The organism is Melittangium boletus DSM 14713, from assembly GCF_002305855.1.
In the GTDB taxonomy this organism is placed as follows: Bacteria; Myxococcota; Myxococcia; order Myxococcales; family Myxococcaceae; genus Cystobacter; species Cystobacter boletus.
In genome coordinates, this window is the sequence record NZ_CP022163.1 from 9,604,788 (window position 1) to 9,628,011 (window position 23,224).

At 67.4% G+C, this 23,224-nt stretch carries 20 protein-coding genes and 1 tRNA gene; 10 read left to right on the forward strand and 11 right to left on the reverse strand.

The annotated features are described in order from the left end of the window. Positions 1 to 48: 48 nt before the first annotated feature. From MEBOL_RS39565 to MEBOL_RS39575, 3 genes are all read right to left on the reverse strand, one after another. Positions 49 to 1,251, reverse strand: coding sequence for a cyclic nucleotide-binding domain-containing protein (locus tag MEBOL_RS39565; RefSeq protein ID WP_239578081.1), 1,203 nt, complete (start codon positions 1,249 to 1,251; stop codon positions 49 to 51). A 139-nt stretch (positions 1,252 to 1,390) separates the two neighbouring features. Beyond that, positions 1,391 to 1,906: an FHA domain-containing protein gene (locus MEBOL_RS39570; protein WP_095982257.1), complete on the reverse strand. Its 516-nt coding sequence runs from the start codon at positions 1,904 to 1,906 to the stop codon at positions 1,391 to 1,393. A gap of 47 nt (positions 1,907 to 1,953) precedes the next feature. Further along, positions 1,954 to 2,559 (reverse strand): hypothetical protein, encoded by a 606-nt coding sequence (locus tag MEBOL_RS39575; RefSeq protein WP_157823957.1) that lies wholly within the window; start codon positions 2,557 to 2,559, stop codon positions 1,954 to 1,956. Positions 2,560 to 2,678: 119 nt separating this feature from the next. Here MEBOL_RS39575 and MEBOL_RS39580 point away from each other — a divergent pair, with 119 nt between their 5' ends. Both MEBOL_RS39580 and cysQ read left to right on the forward strand, forming a co-directional pair. Further along, a complete protein-coding gene (locus tag MEBOL_RS39580) occupies positions 2,679 to 2,891 on the forward strand; it encodes a hypothetical protein (RefSeq protein WP_095982259.1) in 213 nt (70 codons plus the stop codon). A 27-nt stretch (positions 2,892 to 2,918) separates the two neighbouring features. Then, positions 2,919 to 3,728, forward strand: coding sequence for a 3'(2'),5'-bisphosphate nucleotidase CysQ (cysQ, locus tag MEBOL_RS39585; protein ID WP_095982260.1), 810 nt, complete (start codon positions 2,919 to 2,921; stop codon positions 3,726 to 3,728). Positions 3,729 to 3,737: 9 nt separating this feature from the next. On the opposite strand, the gene MEBOL_RS39590 is transcribed toward cysQ, so the two are convergent. Further along, positions 3,738 to 4,373: a chloramphenicol phosphotransferase CPT family protein gene (locus tag MEBOL_RS39590; protein ID WP_095982261.1), complete on the reverse strand. Its 636-nt coding sequence runs from the start codon at positions 4,371 to 4,373 to the stop codon at positions 3,738 to 3,740. Positions 4,374 to 4,679: 306 nt separating this feature from the next. Between MEBOL_RS39590 and MEBOL_RS39595 the strand changes: the two genes are divergently transcribed. Continuing rightward, positions 4,680 to 4,753 (forward strand) — tRNA-Ile (locus MEBOL_RS39595). A 209-nt stretch (positions 4,754 to 4,962) separates the two neighbouring features. Here the strand turns inward: MEBOL_RS39595 and cglD are convergent. Next, positions 4,963 to 8,295 (reverse strand): adventurous gliding motility lipoprotein CglD, encoded by a 3,333-nt coding sequence (gene cglD, locus MEBOL_RS39600; RefSeq protein ID WP_095982262.1) that lies wholly within the window; start codon positions 8,293 to 8,295, stop codon positions 4,963 to 4,965. 924 nt (positions 8,296 to 9,219) lie between these two features. Between cglD and MEBOL_RS39605 the strand changes: the two genes are divergently transcribed. Both MEBOL_RS39605 and MEBOL_RS39610 read left to right on the forward strand, forming a co-directional pair. Then, complete coding sequence (locus MEBOL_RS39605; RefSeq protein ID WP_095982263.1) at positions 9,220 to 12,687, forward strand: CARDB domain-containing protein; 3,468 nt, start codon at positions 9,220 to 9,222, stop codon at positions 12,685 to 12,687. A 93-nt stretch (positions 12,688 to 12,780) separates the two neighbouring features. Next, positions 12,781 to 13,782, forward strand: a complete 1,002-nt coding sequence (locus MEBOL_RS39610) for a phosphatase domain-containing protein (protein WP_095983296.1) — start codon at positions 12,781 to 12,783, stop codon at positions 13,780 to 13,782. 12 nt (positions 13,783 to 13,794) lie between these two features. Here MEBOL_RS39610 and MEBOL_RS39615 read toward each other — a convergent pair whose 3' ends face one another. Continuing rightward, positions 13,795 to 14,679 carry a bestrophin family protein gene (locus MEBOL_RS39615; RefSeq protein ID WP_095982264.1) on the reverse strand — a complete coding sequence of 295 codons (885 nt, stop codon included), beginning with the start codon at positions 14,677 to 14,679 and terminating at the stop codon, positions 13,795 to 13,797. A gap of 141 nt (positions 14,680 to 14,820) precedes the next feature. Here MEBOL_RS39615 and MEBOL_RS39620 point away from each other — a divergent pair, with 141 nt between their 5' ends. After that, complete coding sequence (locus MEBOL_RS39620; protein WP_157823961.1) at positions 14,821 to 15,990, forward strand: glycoside hydrolase family 5 protein; 1,170 nt, start codon at positions 14,821 to 14,823, stop codon at positions 15,988 to 15,990. Between the two features lie 15 nt (positions 15,991 to 16,005). On the opposite strand, the gene MEBOL_RS39625 is transcribed toward MEBOL_RS39620, so the two are convergent. Further along, positions 16,006 to 16,572: a TMEM165/GDT1 family protein gene (locus tag MEBOL_RS39625; protein ID WP_095982266.1), complete on the reverse strand. Its 567-nt coding sequence runs from the start codon at positions 16,570 to 16,572 to the stop codon at positions 16,006 to 16,008. A 343-nt stretch (positions 16,573 to 16,915) separates the two neighbouring features. On the opposite strand from MEBOL_RS39625, the gene MEBOL_RS39630 reads away from it, so the two are divergent. Both MEBOL_RS39630 and MEBOL_RS41705 read left to right on the forward strand, forming a co-directional pair. Then, positions 16,916 to 17,158: a ribbon-helix-helix domain-containing protein gene (locus MEBOL_RS39630; RefSeq protein ID WP_095982267.1), complete on the forward strand. Its 243-nt coding sequence runs from the start codon at positions 16,916 to 16,918 to the stop codon at positions 17,156 to 17,158. Beyond that, positions 17,155 to 17,316 carry a hypothetical protein gene (locus tag MEBOL_RS41705; protein WP_157823963.1) on the forward strand — a complete coding sequence of 54 codons (162 nt, stop codon included), beginning with the start codon at positions 17,155 to 17,157 and terminating at the stop codon, positions 17,314 to 17,316. The genes MEBOL_RS39630 and MEBOL_RS41705 overlap by 4 nt, the downstream gene beginning before the upstream one ends. A gap of 41 nt (positions 17,317 to 17,357) precedes the next feature. Here MEBOL_RS41705 and MEBOL_RS39635 read toward each other — a convergent pair whose 3' ends face one another. Together MEBOL_RS39635 and MEBOL_RS39640 are read right to left on the reverse strand one after the other, a co-directional pair. Next, positions 17,358 to 18,395, reverse strand: coding sequence for a flippase-like domain-containing protein (locus tag MEBOL_RS39635; protein ID WP_095982268.1), 1,038 nt, complete (start codon positions 18,393 to 18,395; stop codon positions 17,358 to 17,360). A 132-nt stretch (positions 18,396 to 18,527) separates the two neighbouring features. Further along, positions 18,528 to 18,737, reverse strand: coding sequence for a DNA gyrase inhibitor YacG (locus MEBOL_RS39640; protein WP_095982269.1), 210 nt, complete (start codon positions 18,735 to 18,737; stop codon positions 18,528 to 18,530). A 94-nt stretch (positions 18,738 to 18,831) separates the two neighbouring features. Here MEBOL_RS39640 and MEBOL_RS39645 point away from each other — a divergent pair, with 94 nt between their 5' ends. Continuing rightward, complete coding sequence (locus MEBOL_RS39645; protein ID WP_095982270.1) at positions 18,832 to 19,821, forward strand: NAD(P)H-quinone oxidoreductase; 990 nt, start codon at positions 18,832 to 18,834, stop codon at positions 19,819 to 19,821. 4 nt (positions 19,822 to 19,825) lie between these two features. Next, a complete protein-coding gene (locus MEBOL_RS39650) occupies positions 19,826 to 20,899 on the forward strand; it encodes an aquaporin (RefSeq protein ID WP_095982271.1) in 1,074 nt (357 codons plus the stop codon). Here MEBOL_RS39650 and dusA read toward each other — a convergent pair. Together dusA and MEBOL_RS39660 are read right to left on the reverse strand one after the other, a co-directional pair. After that, positions 20,789 to 21,922: a tRNA dihydrouridine(20/20a) synthase DusA gene (gene dusA, locus MEBOL_RS39655; protein WP_095982272.1), complete on the reverse strand. Its 1,134-nt coding sequence runs from the start codon at positions 21,920 to 21,922 to the stop codon at positions 20,789 to 20,791. The genes MEBOL_RS39650 and dusA overlap by 111 nt on opposite strands. 37 nt (positions 21,923 to 21,959) lie before the next feature. After that, positions 21,960 to 23,147 (reverse strand): cytochrome P450, encoded by a 1,188-nt coding sequence (locus MEBOL_RS39660; protein WP_157823965.1) that lies wholly within the window; start codon positions 23,145 to 23,147, stop codon positions 21,960 to 21,962. Positions 23,148 to 23,224 lie beyond the last annotated feature (77 nt).

Below are 23,224 nucleotides of genomic sequence, written 5' to 3' on the forward strand. Positions count from 1 at the left end.
CGGCGCGTCCTGCGCCGGACGGTCCCGCCAGACCCCGCAAGGGGGGCCCTACTCCTCGGCGAACGGCTGGATGGCCTGCGCCACCGCCAGCTCCTGGCGTGCCTCGCTCAGCTCCGAGTTGGTGGCCCGCAGACGGTCGGACAGCACCTGCACGAAGCTCCAGAGCATCTTCACCGCCAGGATGGACTCCCGCTTCATGAGGCCCATCAAGTCGGACCGGGAGATGACCATGGTGCGCGTGGGCTCGACCGCCCGCACGGTGGCCGAGCGGGGGGCGTTGTCGATGAGGCCCATCTCTCCGAAGTGGCCACCCGGCCGCAGCTCGGCGATCTCCACCCCGCTCTTCTCGATGACCACCCGGCCGCGGATGACCACGAAGAGCTCCTCGCCCGGCTGACCCTCCACGACAATCTCCCGCCCCGCGGGGAAGGTGCGCGTGGTGGCGATGGACAGCACCGCCGTCTGCTCCTTGTAGGTGAGGTGGCGGAAGAGCGGAATCTTGCGCAGCGCCTCCATGCGGCTCTGCGCTTCGCTCGTCTCCGCCTCGAGCGTGCCCTCGCCGGACACCTTCACCACCACGGCGGTGATGTTGTCCTTGCCGCCGCGCTCGTTGGCCAGGTCGACGAAGCGCTTGGGCAGCTCCACCGGGGAGGAACCCTGCACGAGCGGCAGCACCTCGTCATCGTCCAGGTAGCCGTGCAGACCGTCCGAGCACAGAAGGAACAGGTCGCCCGGGAACAGGTCCACGATGAGCGTGTCGACCTGGACGGACTCCTGGATGCCCACCGCGCGGGTGATGACGTTGCGGTACTGGGAGGTGGCCGCCTGCTCCTTGGTGATGGTGCCCGCCTTGAGCTGGGCGGCCACGAGCGTGTGATCCTCGGTGAGCCGGTGGCACTGACCGTGACGCACCAGATAGATGCGCGAGTCACCCACATGCCCGATGACGCCCTTGTTGCCGCTCACGGCCAGGCACACGAAGGTGGTGCCCATGCCGCGCTTGGACGGATCCGACAGGGCCATGCGGAAGATGTCCGCGCAGGCACGCTGGATGGCCACTTCCATCAGGGCCTGGGCCGCGTTGCGCGCGTCCTGGCTCGTGTTGGTGCTCAAGTCCTTGAGCAGGTGGCGGTTGGACACCATGTGCTGGCGCACCACCTCGGTGGCCCGGGAGCTCGCCACCTCGCCGGCCGCATGGCCGCCCATGCCGTCGGCCACGATGAACAGGCCGAGCGGTGCATCCACGAGCATCGCATCTTCATTGTGCTGCCGCTTCCGGCCCACATCCGTCAGGCCGAACGCCTCTGTCGTCAATGGCACCGCGAACGCTCCCTGCTCCCTCTCCCGAGGGGAATCCCACGTTACGAAGTCCCGGCACGGGCTGACAAGCTCACGGTCCTGGCCGCCGCGCGAGCACCTTCGTGAAGCCACTGGCCAGGTAGAACGTCAGCTCCACCTGACCGAAGCGCAGCCGCGTTCCATCGGCCAGCGCCGTCGCGCGCCGGGGCACCAGCCGCACCCCCGCCACGTACGACCCATTCTTCGAACCCGCGTCGGTGAGCAGATAGCCCCCGTCCGGCTCGCGCTGGAACCAGGCATGGAAGCGCGACACCGTCCCATCGTCGAGCACCACGTCGTTGTTGCCCGTGCGCCCCACGGTGATTCCCCGGCCGAATGCGTTTTCTTGATTCTTGGTCACCGGGAAAACCACCGGCTCGCCCACCCCTAACATGGGAGTGACCACACTGGTGAGCGTGCGGAACTGATGGCGCTCCTCCCGCTCGTCGAGCACCTGGGCCACCACCGGAGGCGGCATGAAGACCAGCACCGCGGGTGGCAGCGTCCGCTCGTAATCCGCCCGCTCCTTGTGGAAGCGGCCGATATGGAGGCTGAGGAGCTCGACCATCGTCCGTACACACTTCACCCCACCCGAAGGACAGGGTCCAGAGGCGCCTAGCGCCAGTCCGCGTACACGCCCAGCTGAAGGCCTCCGATGTACGGCCGCGCCAGACTCGCCCGCTTGTAGTTGTAGGGATCACCATACCCTACCGCGACGCCCAGGCCAATGGGACCGAAGCGGTAGCCAATCCGCGCACGCCCGTCCAGATGGCCCACGACGTACGACTCCTGGGCCTTGGTGCTTCCCGTGAAGCGCGCCCTGTACCACATGGGGCCGGTTCCCAGCTGAAAACCCCACTGAACTCCCGTGGGTTGCTGGCTGGTGTACCCCACCCCCACCATCAGTGAATAGAACTGCAGGGCGGCGAGCGATCCATCGCCGCTCAGGAGCGTGGCGGGCCTGGAGGCCGCGACGGCGGCGGTGGGCTCGATGAGCAGGGAGAGCGTGTCCTCGAAATGGTGGAAGAAAGGCAGCTGCCACTGAAGCCGGGCCTCGGGCACCACGGCCCCCCTGCGCAGGGAGGTCCCCAGGAAAGCCCCTCGGGGCAACCAGGCGGGGGTAGGCGATTGCGGAGGAACCCGGGGCGTGGGCAATTGGGCCTGGGCCTCGAGCGACAGACCCAAAGTGAACACGAGGCAGGCGACAAGACGGCGGTTCATGACGCTCCCTTACCCCGTTTCCAGCCGGCATGTGTCAAGCGCTTGTCAACGAAGTCCTCCCTTGGCTATAGCACGTGCCCCCCTCTCCGTATGGGAGGGCTCAAGGAGTCATCCCCCGCATGCCCGGTGCGTCCGTACGTACAGGCAACACCAAGAAGCGCCCCCTGAGAGCCGACACCCTGATCCGCAAGGCGGAGGCCGCCGCCACCGGACTGTTGGGACACAGCGAGCGCGTGCTGGTCGTCTACGACGATGGAGGAGCAACCCTCTATTACGAGTCGGACGACGCGGAGGATGGCATAGGCCGCCGCAAGCTGCCGCGCGCCTCCTGAGTCGCAACCTCTTCCCGAGGAACATCCATGAGCCTGGTGGACCCGGCGCTGATCCGCGCCGTGTGTGACGTGGCCCGCGAGGCGGGACGCGCGACGCTGCGCTTCCATGGAGGCCCCCTGGCTGTGGAGCACAAGGCGGACGACTCCCCGCTCACGGCCGCGGATCGCGCCGCGCACACCCTCATCGTCGACTCCCTGAGACGGCTCACGCCCGCCCTCCCGGTCCTGTCCGAGGAATCGGATGCGCGGGAGACCGCCGGGCGGCGCGGGTGGAGCACCTTCTGGCTGGTGGATCCGCTGGACGGCACCAAGGAGTTCATCAAGGGCAGCGGTGAATTCACCGTCAACATCGCCCTCATTTCCGGGGCAGAACCCGTGCTCGGCGTGGTGCACGTGCCCGTCTCGGCAGTGACGTACTGGGGAGCCCAGGACCATGGTGCCTTCCGGGCCGACCCCGGCCAGGAACCGGTGACACTGCGCACGCGGAGGGCCGCGATGGATCGGCTCGTCGTGGTGGCGAGCCGGGATCACGCGGGCCCGCGCGTGGAAGCGCTGCTCGCGCGCCTGCCCTCGGCGAGCACCACCAGCCTGGGTAGCTCGCTCAAGTTCTGCCTCATCGCCGAGGGTCGGGCGGACTTCTATCCCCGCTTCCAGCCCACCTGCGAGTGGGACACCGCCGCGGCGCAGTGCGTGCTGGAAGCCGCTGGTGGCGCGGTGACGGACACCGGGGGACACCGGCTGCGCTACAACAAGGAACAGCTCACCAATCCCTCGTTCCTCGCCTTCGGGGACGCGCACCAGGACTGGCTCGCCCTCCTCGACGACCGCGACGCGTAGGGCCCTCCCCTACTGGAATCGCTTTCGCAGTTGCTCGAAGGCGGTGGGCTGGGGGTGGGTGCGCACGTACTCGGAGATCTGGGCCGCGCACTCCTCGGGAGAGGCACGCGACGTATCGACCTCCAGGTCATACACGCCGTGAGCATGCACCGTCGTGTAGTGGCTGCGCGCGTGTCCGCGCGGAGACGTGGCCCGCTGACGCTCCCGCTCCTCGAGGATCTCCAGGGGAATGCGAACACCGACGAAATAGGCATTCACGGAGCGCAGCGCGTTCGCGAGATCGGGGAGCCAGTCGCGCTCATAGAGGATGTAGTCCACGATGACGTTGTTGCCCTGCTCCGCGAACGCCGCGATGGCCCGGTGCATGCCCGCGACAACCCGGCGCCCCTTGGGTCCGAAACGCAAGGTGAAGAGCGGTGCTCCGCTCTCATCCACGGAGGACTCGGCGTGGAGCAATTGCTCGCGATCGGGGGGCGTGCCCATGAAATAGCGCGTGGGCAGCATGGCGACGAGGATCGAGTCGATGCCCATCGCCATGTAGGGCTCCTCGAAAGCCTCTTGAAGCTTCTTCTGAATGCTCGTCTTGCCCGCGACCGAAGGACCATTCAAGACAATGACATTGCCACTCGCACCGCCTGACTGCATCGAATCCTCCCGTCATGGCGCACCCAGCGCCTGTAGACCGGCTCGCCCTCCGCGCGCGCGCCACCTGGGCCTGGGCCTCGCCGTGGAGACGCCAGGGGCCATCTTGGGCCGAGCCAACTCGCCCCGCGAGTCGTTCTCATTGCCGACCGCGAGCCATGTGGTATAGAGCCGCCCGTGGACCCGTGTTTCGCGGACCCACACCCGTCCACCGAGGTATTCTTCCTCAGTACGAGGTTGCACATCGGCGGAAGGAGCGGTAGAAGGCGCTAGAAGTTCCGCAGTAAAAGCCGTAGGTTACCCCCCTGCGGCCAGGTAGCTCATCTGGTTAGAGCGGCGGTCTCATAATCCGCAGGTAGTCGGTTCAAGTCCGACCCTGGCCATGCCCCGGAATCACTCTTGGAGTGATTCCGGGGTTTTCTTTTTTCCCGATCGTGGAGCCTCCCTCCCCACTTGGCGCGCTCTGGTGGACCAGGCCATGCCAAAAGAACGGGGCCGAGAGCCGCTGGATTCTTCAGCGACTCCCGGCCCCGGATTCACCCCTGCTCCCGGCGGGCCGATGACCCGGCCGGGGCATGTGGGGTGAAGTGACTCAGTTCAACTTCGGCTCGCAGCGGCAGGTGCTCATGTTGCACTGCGTGCCCGTGACACACGAGTTGCCGCAATTGGCCTGGCAGACACAGGCGCAAGAGGCGGCGTCGGGCTGATAGGTGGAGCCACAGTTGAGCGCCGCCGTGTCGCAGACGCAGCCGCAAGACGTCGAGTCGAACCGGAAGCCCGGAGCGCAGGTGGCGGACGCCACGCACTGGCAGGTGCACGTGGCCGTATTGCACATCTGGAAGCTGCCGCACGCTCCGCCGCACTCCGCGCCGCAGGTGAAGTCACACACTTCCCGGCTGTTGTTGCACACCTTGCCAACCGGCGCGTTGCCACCACAATCCGACGGGCAATCACACCGGTTCGTCTGCCGGTTGCACGTGAGATTGCCCCGGCAGAAGTCCGGATCCGACGAGTCGTAGTAATCATCCGTCGCGCAGGGCGGCGGGTTGCCATCCTTGTTGCCCGTCAAGTCGCTCCAGTACCGGTAGGAGATGGCCGCCTTCGTCGAGCCCGCAGAGGTCGGACGGCACGCGCCGTAGAACGCCAGGGCCTGGCTGATGCCATCCACGTCGAAGCCATTGACCCGGCTGCGGGGCAGATCGCTCGCCAGACACTTCGTGGGATCCTGCACCGACTCCAGGGCCACGCGCACCGAGGCGCCGATGGGCGGCTTGAGCGTGCGGTAACCCGTGGAGGCGATCACGCTGTCCACGATGGAGTTGATGGTGTTCTTGATGGACTCCGTGCTGCGGATGCTGCCCACGATGCCTCCGGTGGCCTGGATGACGTCCAGGTGGCGGGGATCATCCACCGGCTCGCCCGGGTAGCAATAGCCGCCAGCCGGGTCGCAGATGATGCCGTGCATCTGGATGAGCTGGCCCGTGGGGTTCGCGCCCTTGAAGTAGTTGATGTACGTGCTGACGGGCGGCGTGTCCGGCTGGTCACGCACGTCCGTGAGGACGATGACCACCAACCGGGCTCCCGGACGGTACTTCCTGGCCGCGGGCGTGCTGGCGTTGGTCATGTAGTCCACCGCCACCTTCGCGCCTTCCAGGATGCGCTCCTCGCTCGCGCCATTGATGTTGATCCAGCAGCCCTGGGTCGGGTCGGGACACGGCGCGTTCTGCTGCAACCAGGCCTTGAACTGATTGATGTCGCGGGTGAAGCCGCGGAACACGTTGCGGTTCTCCCACGAGTAGTCCGGCTGGGTATAGGACGTGGTCACCATGGAGATGCGCCAGTCGAGCTGCGAGTTGCCCAGCCGGTTGGCCACGGCCGTCGCCGCGTCACCCAGCGCGCTCTGGGACGTCTGCATGGAGCCGCTGTCGTCCACCACGAAGAGGAAGTCGGCCATGCCGTTGCCCGTGGTGAAGGTCTCGCACTGCACCGCGTCCGCGTCGCCGAACTGGGCCAGCGCCGTACCACCCGCGGTGTCGCCCATGACGAAGAGGCCCGGCTCCACGAAGCGCGCCGTGGGGGTGATGGCCACCACCACCAGCACGCTCGAGTCGGAGCGGTGCACGTACTGCGTCTGCAGCTTGTAGGGACCCACCACGCCCGTGCCGCCCGTCAGCGTCCCCGCGCCCGAACCCACGAGCGAGTTGGCCACCGAGTTGGCGTAGTCACGCAGCGACGTGGTCGCGCTCCCCGCCGCGGCGTAGTCATAGAAGGCCTGGAGCGCCGGGTGGCCATCCCACGTGGTGAAGGTCTGGGTCGTCCCCGCCGTCACGGCCGGAGAGAACTGGGCGCGCACCGACGCCTCGTCTCCCACCACCGTGGTGGAACCCCCCGTCGTGGGACGCTTGTAGGCGATGAAGGCCACCTTGTTCGTGTCGTCGTAGCCGATGAAGCCCCGGCTCTTGCCGCCCACCGAGATCTGCCGCACTTCCTGGAAGGTGAGCCGGAGCGCCAGCCGGACATCGCCGCCGCTGTCCTCCTTGAAGGTGATCTGGCGCAGGTTCTGCGCCGAGCAGGCCTGGCCCGCCGGCGAGGAGCTCGCGCCATCGGTGCCGTCGCGAGGGTCGAGCTCGCCCGGATCCTTGCGTCCGTTCTGGTTGGAGTCCTCGGCGCCGTCGGCGATTCCATCGCCATCCGTGTCGGGGTTCAACGGATTGGTCGTGGTGGAGGGATCCGCATCCCCCGAGTAGCCACAGCTGGTGTCGGGCGCCGCGCTCGTGGGAATTCCGAGCTCCACGCCATCCAACAAGCCGTCGCCATCCGTGTCGCGCTTGGTGGGATCCGTCTCGCCCGAGTCCTTCACGCCGTTGCCATTGAGATCCTCGCCCTTGAAGGTGCCCAGGTTCGGACCGTCGACCAGACCGTCGCAATCCGAGTCCTTCTTGCGCGGATCCGTCTCACCGGAGTCCACGAGACCATTGCGGTTGCGATCCTCCACTCCATCACGCAAACCGTCTCCATCCGTATCCGGATTGTTCTTGTCCGTGCCAGAGGACTCCTCGATGTAGTCCGGCACGCCATCATTATCCGAGTCGGGGAAGGTGCCCGCTCCGCAATCCTTGGAGTTCTTGGGGTCCGTCTCGCCCGGATCCTTCACGCCGTTTCCGTTGAGATCCTCCGCGCCGTCCTTGCAGGAGTCCCCATCCGAGTCGGGATTGAGGGGATCCGTATGGGTGACATTCAACTCAATGGCATCCGAGAGGCCATCGCCATCCGTGTCACGCAGACGCGGATCCGTCTCGCCCGGGTCCACCCGGCCGTTCTTGTTGACGTCCTCCTCGCCATCCGAGAGACCATCGCCATCCGTGTCACGGTTGGCCGGATCCGTCTCGCCCGGGTCCAGCTTGCCATTATGATTGATGTCCTCCAGACCATCCCGGAGTCCATCGCCATCCGTGTCGGGATTGGTCGGGTTGGTCCGGGTCGAGGGATCCGCGTCCGACAGGAAGAGGGTCGCGCACTGCGGATCTTTGTTGAGCGTGGAGGTGCGGCCCGTCTCGACACCATCGCGCAGACCATCGCCGTCCGTGTCCCACATGTCCGGGTTCGTCTGCTGATTACCCGTGTAGACGTTGCCGTACTCCTCCGCGTCCGTCAGACCGTCACAGTCCGAGTCGATCTTCGTGTTGTTGGGGCTCCGGGGTCCAGGAGGCGGATCGAAGGGGTGCTCCGACGTGGGGGGCTCCACGGGCCCTCCGTCCGGGTCCCCAGGACCCGCATCCGGATTCCCGGAGTCTGGGCCGTCGCCCGAACCGCCATCCGTCTGCGTTGGGTCTTCAATGGGTGGAACGACCGGGTCCGAGCCGCAGGCTGTCGCCAGCGCGGTCACGAGCAACGCGGCCACGAGAAATCGAGGAGAGACTCTCATGAAGGGAATGGGCCTCAAGAAAGGGGAAGACGAACGGGAGGGGGGAACTGCGGCCTGAGGTGAAACATCAAACCTCGTCAGGATAGAACGTCTCGGGAGCACACGTCAGCATGTGATTGGAGGTGGACACATTCTTATCCAGAGAGTCTCACGAAGCGATTCCGCCATGTAGTGCGGCAGCGCGAACAGGCGCACCCTCGCTCGGGCGACCCAGAAATGCTCCGCGCGAACCTCCGGAGGCAAAATCCACGCTCCCCGTCTGGGTGAAAGCCGCACGGCCCACGGCCAGACAGCAGACCGTTCAACAGCTTTGCAATTATCCCGTCCGTGCCTCTCTTCCCGCGGAGAGGGCGCACAGCGGGAACAACAGGGGTTTGTTGTCCTTCTCACACCTGAAATGTGCGCCAGGACACAGGAGGTGAGCGGGCCAGCGGGAGGCCGCCTCCACGTCACTGGCGAGCATGCCCGGCTCCAGTCCCGGGAGCACCCACGGCAAGCCCCCCCTCCCGGCGGCGGAGGTCCCACGCCAAGGTCAAACCCAGACAGCCGCTCCATGCGCCCAAACCCTGCCCTTCCCAGGCACTCAAGGCGATGACAGGCTTTGGCCTCGCTCACGAACTTCGACGCAATGCGTCACCCCCAAGCGCGCCGCGTCATCCTCATCCCTCATCAGGTCCCGAAGAACATGACTTTCCGTGCTTGACGGAATTAGCTGTTCTATGTCAATCATGCCAACCGCATCAGATTGGGCATGTAGCAAGTCGTGAGTCGCGGGTGGCCAGGCAAATTCCGGCGGGCAGCAACTCCAACTGATGTTCAGACCATTTCATCGACAAGAGCAACGGGCGCGGGCGAACCGCCGCCCAGAGGGAGCTGGCATTGAAGACCCGAATCATTCCAGATTGGAGCCGGTCTGGAGGCGCCATGGCGCTTCTCGGCCTCCAGACACTCATCAGCGCGTGTGGCGAGCCCGCCCGGCAGGCACCCACCGAGATGGGGGTCGTGACCCAGGCCGCGGACCAGAACGTCGCCCTGGGCAAGCCCATCACCACGTCGGGGTATACGCAGGTCTACGTCGCGACGAACGCGAACGACGGTAACCGGGGCACCTACTGGGAAGGGGCGCCCAACGCCTATCCCAACACCCTGACGGTGAACCTGGGCGCCAACTACAACATCAGCGCGATCGTGCTGCAGCTCAACCCGGACAGCATCTGGGGCACGCGCACCCAGAACCTCACGGTGCTGGGACACAACACGGGCACCAGCGCCTTCTCCACCCTGGTGTCCGCGGCCACCTACACCTTCAATCCCGCGACCGGCAACCAGATCACCATCCCCGTGACGGCGACCGTGAGCGAGGTGCGGCTCCAGTTCGCGTCGAACAGCGGCTCCACCGGCGCTCAGGTCGCGGAGTTCCAGGTCCTCGGCTCGCCCGCGGGCGGAACGAACACCTATGCCCTGACCGTCAACAACGGCTCGGGCAGCGGCTCGTACGCCGCCGACACCACCGTGAACATCACGGCCAACGCCCCACCAGCCGGTCAGGTGTTCAGCTCCTGGTCGGGAGGAATCGCGGCGAACTTCGGCAACATCTACTCGGCCTCCACCACCTACAAGACGACCGGCGCCGCGACGACCCTCACCGCGAACTACGCGTCGAGCTCGGGCGGTTCCAAGTACGAGGCGGAAGCCGCGACCTTGAGCGGCGGCGCCGTGCCAACCACCAACCACGCCGGATATAGCGGCTCGGGCTTCGTGGAGGGCTACTGGGCCCAGGGCGCGAGCACCCGCTTCACCGTCTCCGCGCCCAGCGCGGGCTGGTACGACGTGGGCCTGCGCTATGGCAACGGCTTCGCGGACTCCAACCTCTCCGTCTACGTGAACGGCACGCGCAGCCTCCAGAGCGCCCTGCCCACCACGGGCAACTGGGACACCTGGGCCACCAAGACCGAGACCTTCTACCTGAACGCGGGCAGCAATCAGATCGCCTACCAGTACGACACGGGCGACCTGGCGAACGTCAACCTGGACTACATCACCGTGGGCGCCACGGCCGCCAAAAAGGCCGACCTCACCGTGACCGACATCCAGTGGACCGCGGCGCATAACCCCCCGCAGGCGGGTGAGGCCATCACCCTCAAGGCCGTCGTCAAGAACAGCGGCACCGCGGCCACGCCCAGCGGCGTGCACAAGGTTTCCTTCCGCGTGAACGATCAAGAGATCGCGACCTCGGCCACCACCACGACCCTGGCGGCTGGCGCGAGCGCGACCCTGACGGCCAGCGCCGCCTGGTCCACCGCCCACGGCACGTTCCCCATCACCGCCGTCGTGGATCCGGACAACGCCATCGCCGAGTTCAACGACACCAACAACAGCTTCAGCAAGAACATCACCGTCTCCCAGACGCCCGGTCCGGATCTGGTCGTCCAGTCCATCTCGCCCTCCCCCTCCACGCCCGCCGCCGGCGCCGCCGTCAAGTACACGGTCGCCATCGCGAACCAGGGCCTGGACGCCACGGGAAGCTCCGTCTCGGTCAGGCTCGTCATCGACGGGACGACGACCCTGACGGGCGTCACCTCCTCGGCCCTCGCCGCGAACGCCACCGCCGCCGTCGTCCTGAGCGGCACCTGGACGGCCTCCAACGGCAACCACACCCTGGTCGCCACGGTGGACCCCTCCAACGCCATCTCCGAGGCCGTGGAGAGCAACAACACCCTGTCCTCCAGCATCTACGTCGGCCGCGGCGCGAACGTGCCGTGGATCGAGTACGAGGCCGAGGCGGGAACGACCAACGCCCAGGTCCAGGGTCCCAGCCGCGAGCTCGGCACCATCCCGGGCGAGGCCTCGGGCCGCAAGGCGGTCGTGCTCAGCTCGACCGGCCACTACGTGCAGTGGACCACCACCGCGGCGGCCAACGCCATCGTCGTGCGCAACAGCATCCCCGATGCTCCGGGCGGCGGCGGCATCCAGGCCACGCTGAGCCTCTACGTCAACGGCAGCAAGCTGACCACCCTCACCCTCTCCTCCAAGGAGGCCTGGGTCTACGGCGGTGACGATCAGCAGTCCAACAGCCCCTCGGGCGGCAAGCCGCGCCGCATCTACGACGAGGCCAGCAAGCTGCTGAGCACCACCATCCCCGCGGGCGCCACCGTCCGCCTGCAGAAGGACTCGGGCGACACCGCCGCGTACTACGCCATCGATCTCGTCGACCTGGAGCTCGTCGCGGCCCCCATCGCCAAGCCGGAGGGCTTCGTCGACATCACCCAGGCTGGCAACGGCTGGGAGCCCGCCATCCCCAACGACGGCATCTCCGATGACAACGCCATCAATCAGGCGATCATGGCGGCGCAGGCGGGCCGGTTCAAGGGCGTCTACATCCCGCCCGGCGTCTTCAACCAGACCAACAAGTATCAGGTGAAGGGCATCACCATCCAGGGCGCGGGCCTGTGGCACAGCCGCATCTTCTGCGCGGCCCTGAACGAGGACGCGGGCTGGGGTCAGACGGGCTTCAACATCACCGGTGACAACACCACGTTCCGGGACTTCGCCATCTTCGGCAACACGGACGGCCTGCGCACCCAGGGTGGCAAGGCGTGGGTGAACTCGGCCCACCGCAACACCGTCATCGAGAACATGTGGGTCGAGCACGTGCAGTGCGGCTACTGGGTCGGCGGCTTCAACGAGTCGACGAACCTGCGCATCAGCAACGTGCGCTTCCGCAACACCGGCGCGGACGCGGTCAACCTCTGCAACGGCAACAAGGACGGCGTGGTGGAGAACTCCCACGCGCGCAACACGGGTGACGACGCCTTCGCCATCTGGTCGGCCACGGACCTCTACCCCCAGCCGAACATCAACAACGTCATCCGCAATTGCACCGCGCAGATCACCTGGCGCGCCGCGGGCTTCGCCATCTACGGCGGCCGCAACAACCGGATCGAGAACAGCATCGCCTACGACACGCTGACCTACCCCGGCCTCACCGTGAGCTCCGAGTTCCAGCCCTTCCCCATGGAGTCCGCGACGATCGACGGCCTGACGCTCGTGCGCACCGGCGGCACCTACTGGGGCGGCCAGCAGTTCGGCTCCATCTGGCTGCGCGCCGACATGAACCCGACCAACGGGATCACGATCAAGAACGTCGACATCATCGACCCGACCTACCAGGGCATCAGCATCCAGAGCAACAACGGGGGCGTGTTCACGAACACCTCGTTCCAGAACATCACCATCAGCAACCCCACGACCTACGGCATCCAGGTCCTGTCCACCGCCAAGGGCGGCGCCACCTTCACCAACGTGACGGTGAACAACGCCCCCAGCGGCAAGGCCGTCAACCAGAGCAACGGCGGCTTCGCCATCACCAATGGCGGCGGCAACAACTGGTAGTCTGAGTCCGAGTTGATTCACTCGAGGCCGCCCCTCCCTCCTGGAGGGGCGGCCTTTTTCATGGGCATGTTCCCTGGCATATCCTCGTGCCTCATGCCGCGCCCCTCCACGCCCGCCCGTCTCTCCGCGCTCCTGCTCTGCCTGGCCACGTCCTCCGCGCTCGCGGCTCCGGCGGTGCTGCTCTTTCCCACGCTCGGCCGCCCCGACAGCGTCACCCTCCAGGGCCGCGTCCTCGCCGATACCCCGCATGGCAGCACGGCCTTGACCCGCAACCTGCGGCGTCTGGCCACGGCCAACTGGAAGGGCGCCCGGGTGGAGTTGTCCTTCCTCGGGGTCTCCGCTCACGTCACCAGTGGCGCCGACGGCAACTTCCAGGTCACCCTGCCCGCCCCCGCGGACAAACCCTTCCCCGTGGGCAACCATCCGGCCCAGGCGAGCGTGCCCGGTGCGAGCACCCAGGCTCCGGTGGAGATCATCCCGGACTCCGCCCCGTTCCTCGTCGTCTCCGACTTCGATGACACCCTGGCCATCTCCGAGGTGACCCAGCCGGACAAGCTGGTGACCAACGCGCTGCTACGGGACGCGGATACCCAGCAGGTGGTTTCCGGCATGGCGGGCTTCTATGGTTGCCTCGGCGCGGACGCGACTCGGGTGCCCGCCTTCGCGCTGGTGAGCGGCTCTCCCGTGCAGTTCGCCCCTCGCGTGGGTGCATTCCTCTCCCGCCACGGCTTTCCCTCGGGCTTCGGCCTCTACCTGAGGGATCTGGGGCCGGGAACGCTCTCCGATTACAAACAGCCCATCATCCGAGGCCTGCTCCAGCGCTTCCCCCACCCGGTGGTCCTCGTGGGGGACTCGGGCGAGAAGGATCCCGAGGTCTACGCGCAGATCCGCGACGAGTTCCCTGGGCGCGTCCGCGCCATCTACATCCGCGACGCGGGCAATAGCGCGAACGCCACGCGCTTCAAGGACATGCTCCTCTTCAAGGACGCGAGCACCGCCGCCGAACATGCCGCGAGACAGGGCTTCGCCCGGAGCGAGTGCGTCTCCGCCGCGTTCGCGCCCGTGGCGCCAACGCAGGCCCGCGACCTGCCCTGAGATAGGGACTCGTCACGGATGCGGTGTCCCCGGCTGGGAGGGCAACAGCGCCAGCAGATTGCCCCGAATGGTCTCGCAGATCCGCTCCAGAGGTAGATCGTTGTCGTCAATGCCGAAGGGATCCTCGATCTCCACGCCGATCTCCTCGATGCCAAAGAAGACATAGGTGACGACGAACGTGGCGAGCACCGTCATCCAGCCAAACGCGTCCACAATCGCGAAAGGAAGCGTGAAGCAGTAGAGAACGAGCGCCCGGCGCAGGTGCAGCATGTAGGCGAAGGGCATGGGCGTCTTGTGGATGCGCTCGCAGCCCCCCAGGAAGTCGACGAGCAGCTGAACATTCTGGTCCAGTTGCATCTGCACGAATTCGTTGTAGTGACCGCGGCGCCGGCCCTCGTCGAGCGCCGCGCTCATCTTCCGGGCCACCGCGAGCGGCACGTGCTGGGCACTTCTCACCTGCTCCACCTCCCCGGAGGGAAGCAGCTCCGCCACCGGCCCCAGATGGACCGTCCGCCGGAGCGAAGCGGCGGTCGCGTACGGAAAGACGGCGGTCCAGTGCACCAGCGTGCGGAAGAGGTCCGAGTTCTCTCCCAGGAAGACGCCGGCGGCGCGCGCCAGGTTGCGCGTCTCATTGACGATGCCACCCCACAATTTCCGTCCCTCCCAGAAGCGGTCATAGGAGGAGTTGGTGCGGAAGACGAGTAGCAGGCTCAAGGAGATTCCCGCCAGCGAGTGCACCGTGACGGGAATATCCACGCGACGGACATACAGGTGGACGGCCGTCACCCCCACGGCCCATATGACACCGGCCAGGACCCGGTAGATGATCTCACGGATCATCGAGCCCCGGAGGTAATGGAAGTAGGTCCACCAGCGGTGCGGATCGTAATCAATCATACGCGGCAGTACCTACCACGAGGGACGTCCCTCTTATGAGAGTCGCCTCCACGAAAAACCAGAAATAATCCACATCCAAGTAAATCACGCGATAGACTGTGTCCGTCATCCCACAGGGGAACAGAACGAAAGGTGGATTGCGTGTTCAAGCCGATGAAGCTGATGGGGTTGTTGCCGTTGCTGCTGAGCGCCTGCGGAGGTGCCGAGATGTCTTCCGAGGTGTCTCCCTCGGAGGCCGAACACGCGGAGACCATGACCACCGCGGTGGCCAATCCCACCGGACGCTTCTACATCGTTGGCAAGGACATCGTGGCGCCAGACGGGAAGAAATTCTATCCCGTGGGAGCCAATCTCGACGGTTGGGACTTCTTCCAGCGGAGCACGGAGAACTATTCCGCCGAGGCCGTCAAATGGGGTTGGAACCTCATCCGCATCAATGGCGCCCAGTTGCCCCATGCCAATTTCAACACCTATGGGCTCGTCTCGGGAACGGCGTCCAATGGCAACTTCGCGAAGATCGATCGCATCATCCAGGCCTACACGTCCAAGAAGATCGTGGTCCTCATCGAGTTCCACGACAAGGTCTGGAGCGGCGGCACCATCGACGCCACCAAGCTGAACCAGACGAAGGAGGCCTGGATCGCCCTGGCCAACAAGTACAAGAACAACACCTATGTCTGGTTCAATCTGATCAACGAGCCCATCTGGGGTGAGTCGGCAACGGACTACGTGTCCATCCACACGACCCTGCGCAACGCCATCCGCGCCACGGGCGCGGAGAACATCATCGTCGTGGATGGAGGCGTGGCGGGTCAGGAGTGGAACCGGTGGGGAGTACCGGGCAATCTCATCCCCACCTACGGGCCCCAGCTCGCACAGAACCAGTGCAACATGCTCTTCTCCATCCATGTCTACAACGCCTGGGCCGAGGCGGGCGGCAGCTCGCCGCACACCACCGAGTTCATCAACTACGTGAAGTCGGTGCAGTCCAAGAACCTGGCGCTCATCGTCGGAGAGACGGGCTGGGACAAGACCAACAGCGACGTGCCCCGGTTGAAGGCCGGAAGCATGGTGGCCTTCAACAACGCACCGGCCCAGGGCGTGGGCATCGTGGCGTGGCACGGCACTCCCAACTGGGATGACACGTTCAATCTGACCCAGTCCGGCCAGTTCCACGCCGTCAACGACTGGACCCAGCCCACCAACCTGACCGATCTCGGCACGGTCCTGTGGCAGCTGGGACACAACAAGCCCCAGCTCGGGACCTTCACGGGAAGCTACGCGGCGAGCAACTGCGCCTCGGCGAAGTAGCGGCCTCGCGGGGACTTACCCGCCTCGCACCGCGGCAATGATCGACAGGAGGCCAAAGAAGAAGAAGAGCAAGGCGGCCGCCCAGCGGACCCACTTCATCTGCACCCTGGCCGCCAGCTTGTCTCCGAGGAAGACCGCGGGGCCGTTGGCGGCCATCATCCCGAGCGTGGTGCCGATCGTCACCAGCGACACCGACTGGTAGCGCGCCGCCATCACCACCGTGGCCAGTTGCGTCTTGTCCCCCATCTCCGCCAGGAAGAAGAGGACCACCGTGGTCACGAAGGGGCCAAAGCGCGCCGGGCTCTGGGTGTCCTCCAACGTGTCTGGCTTGAGGGTCCACAACCCGAAGCCGATGAACAGCACCGCCAGGATGCCCGCCATGAGCCGGGGAGGCACATGCTGGGACACCAGGCCGCCCACGCTCGCCGCCAGCGCGTGATTGGCCAGCGTGGACACCAGGATGCCCGCGAGCACCACCCAGGGCTTGCGGAAGCGCGACGCCAGCGAAAAGGCCAGCAATTGGGTCTTGTCACCCATCTCGCTGGCGGCCACCAGGAAGAACGAACCGATAATCGCTTCCATCTCGACAACACTCCTCAGTACCGCTCTCGGGCCGAGGTGTCATGGGAGCGCTCGCGCGCACGACGGACCTCGGCCAGGTTGAACCCTGTCCGAAGGTCTCGTTCGCCTCGCGCGCTCGCGAGGTGGAGGCCCGGGCCCTCACGGGCCAGTGTGTCGAGCGCTCCGGCGCCGCTCACTCCCGGCGCGAACTACTCCCCTTGCTGAGCGGGCACGTAGCAGCCGGTCTCCCACCGCGTCAAGTCGCGCACGCGGAAGAGGTTTTTTTGACGGCTCCCCCGCCTGCCCCCCTAATGCCCCCCACAGGCCGGTAGTGGCCTGTAGCGGTCCCGAGGAGGTAGTTCCGATGCAGGATGCCAGCGCCAGCCCGACGAGCCCCGAGGCCACCCCGGCTTCGGCCGACTCGAACGGATCCGACGCCACGGAGTCCGTGGTCTCCACCCACGTGCTCGTCCCCATCGAGCAGGTCCACAAGTTGCGTGAGCTCGCCCGCCGCACGCGGATCCACCAGAGCGAGTACCTCCGCGAAGCCGTGGAGGATCTGCTCAGCAAGTACGTCCGCCCGCCCGATGCCGGAGGGGAGTCGTGAGGACGTCGTTGACCTGGCAGGCCCGCCATCCGGCGCTGGCGCGCGACAAGGCACCCCTGGCCGCGGACCTGGAGCGGATGTTCGGCTCACGGAGCGGCACGGAGCGTCCCGCGTCCATCCGCGACGCCATCGTGCGCTGGCTCAACGAAGAGCTTTGATCGGCGAAGCGGGCCCCTCTTTCCGCCCGGGGCCCGTGCACTCAGGCCGACGGCAACGTGCTCGCCGCCTGCTCCTTGTCCAGTCTGCCCGCGAGATCCCGGAAGGACAGGTGACCCGCGGACATCAGCAACACGCCCAGGCCCACCTGCTGCACCGTCTGGCACAGCCACAGCACATTGGCATAGGCCAGCCCGCTGCTATTGACCACCGAAGCGGGCAGGAACAGCGACAGGCCCACCTTCATCGCCGCCTGGAAGGTGCCCATCATGCCGGGCGCCGCGGGGACCATGATGCCCACCACCAGCACGCAGTTGAGGACGTAGGCCTGGAACAGCGTGAGGCTCATCGACGCGCCGAAGGCCCGCGACAGCAGCGCCATGCCCGCGCCGTTGAGCCCCCAGTACATCAGCGTGAACAGGAAGAAGCCCGCCATCTGGCGCCGGTCCGGCAACTGGCGCATCGCGCCCACGAAGCTGTCCACCACGTCCGCCATCTTGTCCGCCACGGCCGGCACCAGCCGGCCCACGGTGATGCGAACCAGGCGCACCGCGGTGTCCTGGTGCCAGAGCGCGAAGAGCAGGAAGGCGAGCCCGCCCGCGAACACCGCGAACATGAGGTTGGCGCCCAGCTTCACGTAGCGCAGCTCGGGCACGTCCGCCGACACGAACAAGAGCAGCACCCGCATCATCACCGCCACGAACATGCCGTCCGTGATGCGCTCGAGCACCACCGACGTCATCGCCGCGCTGCGGCGGATGGAGCTGCGCTGGGCGATGAGCAACGGACGGGCGAACTCGCCCAGGCGAAACGGCAGCACCAGCAGCATCATGAAACCAATGCCCGAGGCCTCGTTGAGCGGACGGAAGGGCACCCGCTCCATGCCCGACAACAGGCAACCCCAACGCAGCGTGCGCGCCAGATGGATGAGCATCAGGATGCCGAAGTACGGCACCACCCACAGGTAGTTGGCCGACTTCAGGCTGGACACCTGCGACTGCCAGTTCGTCTCCCGGAAGGCCCACCAGGAGAAGACCACGGTCATGAGCAGGCTGACGACGAGCTTCACGGCGCGTTTCACACGGGCCCGTATATCGCCCCGCGTGGACGGACTCCAGCGCTTCCCCGGTGCGCGCGCCCCTCGTGGGACGGGCTCCCAGACGCATGAAGGCCCGCCCGCCCCCCGACGCGAAGGCCCAGCAATATCAAGGACTCAGGCGTCTCCGCCCGTCCGCTCGGGATGCTGGTCCGGCGGCAGTTCGTCCTCCTGCTCGTCCGCCTGACGATCCGGCACCCGGTACTCCTCACCCAACCAGCGCCCCAGATCCACCATGCGGCAGCGCTTGGAGCAGAATGGAAACGCCGGGTTCTCGGCACGGGACGCGACCGGCTTGCGGCAGATGGAACACTCTCGGACAGTCATGGACACGCCTCAGTCATAAGCCTTGAAGTCCCCCCGGGCCAGCGCGTTTACAGTCTCGCGCGCGTCCCCTCCCCCTCCCAGGAGCCCTGAATCCATGCAGGTCCTTCGTATCACCCGTCCCGGAGGCCCCGAGGTCCTCGATTTCAACGAGCGGCCCGCGCCCACGCCCGGTGCCTCGGAGCTCCTCGTGCGCGTGCACGCCACCGCGCTCAACCGCGCCGATCTGCTACAGCTTCAAGGGCATTACCCCTCGCCCCCCGGCGTCCCCGCGGATGTGGCGGGCCTCGAATACGCGGGCGAGGTACTGGCCGTGGGGCCGCTCGTGCGGCGCTTCAAGGTGGGGGATCGGGTGATGGGGCTCGTGGGGGGCGGGGCCTTCTCCGAGCAGCTCGTCACCCATGAGCGCGAGGCCCTGCGCATTCCCGAGGCGCTCGACTTCGCCCAGGCCGCCGCGCTGCCCGAGGCCTACCTCACCGCTTTCGACGCGCTCGTGCTCCAGGGCGGGCTGCGCATGGGCGAGTCCGTGCTCATCCACGCCGTGGCCAGCGGCGTGGGCTCGGCCGCCGCGCAGATCTGCCGCGCCATGGGCGTCCAGGTCATCGGTACGGGGCGCAATGCCTCGAAGCTCGCGCGCGCCAGCGAGTGGGGCGTGGAGAAGACGGTGCTGTGTGACACCCAGCCGCCCCGGTTCGCGGAGGCCGTGAAGCAGGCCACGGGCGGACGGGGCGTGGACCTCGCCCTGGATCTGGTGGGCGGGGACTACCTGCCCGAGACGCTGAGCGCCATGGCGCTCCAGGGGCGCGTGCTGCTCGTGGGGCTCGTGGCGGGCCGACAGGCCCAGGCGGACCTGGGGACGATCCTCACGCGCCGTCTGAAGGTCACCGGCACCGTGCTGCGCAGCCGTCCTCCCGAGGAGAAGATGGCCCTCACCCAGGCGGTCGAGCGCAGCCTCCTGCCCCTGTTCCAGTCCAAGGCGCTCACGCCCGTGGTGGACGCCGTTTCCTCCATGAAGGACGCACGCGCGGCCTTCTCCCGGATGGCGAGCAACGACACGGTGGGCAAGCTCGTGCTGCGCTGGGACTGAGGCAATGGTCCCCCGTTCGGACATGGAACGCCTGGGCAGGGCCCGGCGCCTCGGGGTGGAAGCACTCGGATGCGGACTGCTGGTGGTGGCGCTCGAGGGGGCCCATCACCTCGCCGATCCCCTGGGCGTCACCTCCCCCGAGGGACGGCTCTTCATGTCGCTCGCGGTCGGCGTCGTCCTGGCCTGTCTCGCCTGGGTGCTCCAACCCCTCTCGGGCGCGCACTTCAACCCCGCTCTCACCTTCGCCGACGCGCTCGAGGATGGGACTCCCTGGCGGGAGGTGCCCCGCTACGTGCTCGCCCAATGCGCTGGCGGGCTCGCGGGCCGCGTCGTGGCCCACCTCCTGTGTGGCGAGCCCCTGCTCCTCGTCCGGCACACCCCCTCGGCCAGCTCGGCGCAGTTCCTCTCGGAGCTCGTCGCCACCTTCGGCCTGCTCGTCCTCGCGCGGGGCTGTGCGCGCACCCGGCCCGCCGCCACGCCCTTCGTCGTCGCGGCCTACGTGGCGGCCACCGTGTGGCTCACCGACTCGCGCTCCCTCGCCAACCCCGCCCTCGTCCTCGCCCGCGCGGCCAGCACCCGCGCCGATGCCGTCCACCCGCTCGATGTCGAGTCGTTCGTCGCGGCGCAGTTGCTCGGCGCGGCGCTCGCGGTGGCCCTCTTCCGGTGGCTCCAACCCGCGGGAAAGCCCGCCTCGCGCACCTGGACGGTCCTCTTTCATTGTCCCCAACAAGGCGTCGCCGAGTTCGCCGCCGCGCTCCTCAACAGCCTCGCGACTCCCGGGAGCGTGCGGGCCCTCGCTCCACCTCCGAGTGCCGCGCCCCTGGATGCGCCGGCGCCCACCGCCGAGGAAGCCCACACGCTCGTGCTGCGGCTGGTGCCCGCCGGGGCCGCGCCCTCCGAGGCCCTGCTGGGAGAGGTCTGGCGCGTGCCCGCGCACGAGGCCGTCTCCCCCGAGGGTCAACGCCAGCTACGCGCGGCGCTGCGCGGCCCCCTCCAGCGCTTCCTGCGCCATCACGGCTGGCTGCGCCTGTATGCCGTCGGCGAGTCCCACGTCGAGGGGTCCCGCGACACTCCCTGAGCGCGGCCCCGTGGCGGGCTCGTCGAGGACGCGATCCGGCACCTGCGCGAGGGCGTCGCGCAGCACTTCCATCCCCGCGCCCGGCTTGTTGGCGCGCTCGCTGAGCACCCGCCGCCATCCCCGCGCGCCCGGCTGTCCCGCGAAGAGCCCCAGGATGTGCCGCGTGACCCGCGACAGGTACTCACCCCGCGCGAGCAGTTCCTCGATGTACGGCTCGAGCCCCTGGACGACCTGCCGCCGCGTGGGCGCAGGGGCCGTCTCGCCGAAGAGCTCGGAGTCCACCCGGGCGAGGAGGTAGGGGTTCTGGTACGCCTCGCGGCCAATCATCACGCCGTCCGCCCACGCCAGGTGCGCGCGGGCTTCCTCCAACGACTTCACGCCTCCGTTGAGCGACAGGGTCAGGTGGGGGAAGTCCGCCTTGAGCTGGCGCACCCAGTCGTAGCGCAGCGGCGGAATCTCCCGGTTCTCCTTGGGGCTGAGGCCCTGGAGGATGGCCTTGCGCGCGTGCACGATGAAGGTGTCACAGCCCGCCCCGCTCACCGTGCGCACGAAGCGCGTCAGCAGCTCGTACGAGTCCAGATCGTCGATGCCCAGCCGGTGCTTGACGGTGACGGGCAACCGGGTGGCGCCGCGCATCGCCTCCACGCAGCGGGCCACCAGGTCCGGCTTCGCCATCAGGCACGCGCCGAACATCCCGTTCTGCACCCGGTCCGAGGGACACCCCACGTTCAGGTTCACCTCGTCATAGCCCCACTGCTCGGCGATGCGCACGCACTCGGCGAGCTGCGCCGGATCGCTCCCGCCCAGTTGCAGCGCCACCGGGTGCTCCTCGTGGGAGAAGTCCAGGTGCCGTGCCTTGTCGCCGTGGATGATGGCGCCCACCGTCACCATCTCCGTGTACAGCCGCGTGCGCTTGGACAGCAGGCGCAGGAAGAAGCGGTCGTGCCGATCCGTCCAGTCCATCATCGGCGCGACGGACAGGCGGTGGCTCGACATGGCGGGCGTGGACGGACGGGCGGTCATCCCACTTCCATGCCAGGGGTCCGGGCGTCGATGCAAGTCAAGCGGGCAGAAGTCGTACCGGGAGCGACAGGGGGCCATGGCTCGCGATGGCGGGAATCCACTCCACGGTGGGCGAGCACAGCTGGATTCCCCTCACCCGGGAAACGAACGCCTCCAGGGCGATGCGCGCCTCCAGCCGGGCGAGCTGCGCCCCCAGGCAGAAGTGGATGCCATAGCCGAAGGTCAGGTGCTGGTTGCCCTTGCTCCGGCCAGGCAGGAAGAGGTCGGGCTGGTCGAACACCCGCTCGTCCCGGTTGGCGGAGCCGATGATGCCCAGCACGAGGCTCCCCGCGGGAATCCGCGTCCCCGCCAGTTCCACGTCCCGCGTGGCCAGACGGAAGCTGAGCTGAGAGGGAGGTTCGTAGCGCAACACCTCCTCGAGGAAGCGCGGAACATGGGCCTGGTCCGCCCGGGCCCGCTCCAACTGTTCGGGCCGCCGCGCCAGCGTCAGCAGCGCGTTGCCCAGCAATTGCGTCGTCGTGTCCATGCCCGCGGGCAACAGCAGGAAGAGGAAGGACAGGATCTCGTCATCCGAGAGCTTCCGCCCCTCCACCTCCGCCTGGAGCAGATCGCTCACCATGTCCTCCGCGGGTTGGCGACGGCGTGCCTCGATCACCTCCCGCAGGGCGACATTCATTTCCCGCACCACGGACCGGCACTCCTCCTGCTGCGCGGGGGTCACCGCGGCGGTGATCCCCGCCATCCCCTGCGACCAGCGCTTGAAGTGCGGGAAGGTGCTCGGATCCAGGCCGAGCATGTGTCCGATGATGTCGCGCGGCACGACATGGGTGAAGGCCTCCACGACATCCACCTCGCCCTGGCGCACGGCGTCCTCCGCCGCGCGCTCGCTCACCTCGCGCACCCGGACCTCCAGCCGGGCGATTCCCGAGGCGCCGAAGGCCCGGTTGATCAACGCCCGCAGCCGGGTGTGCGCCGGGGGATCCTTCGTCAGCAGGGACCGCGCCACCGGGTTGGGCCCGATCCAGGGCGGCTCCGCCGTCACCGCGAGGGCCTCGGAGGAGAACGTCTGGGGATCCTTCAGGATCGCGGTGGCATCCTCGTGGCGGGCGGCCCCGTAGGCCCCCAGGGGCTCGACGCGGCAAAGCCCCGGCTCGGCCCTCATCCGGGCGAACAGGGCCTGGCGCTCCTCCTCGGTGGCGGGCGCGAACACGTCATAGGTGATCATGGGGTCCTCCGGAGTGGGCCCCCTGGATCTACAGGGCGCCCGGGGTGCTGACCAGACGTCCCCCCCGTTCCATACTC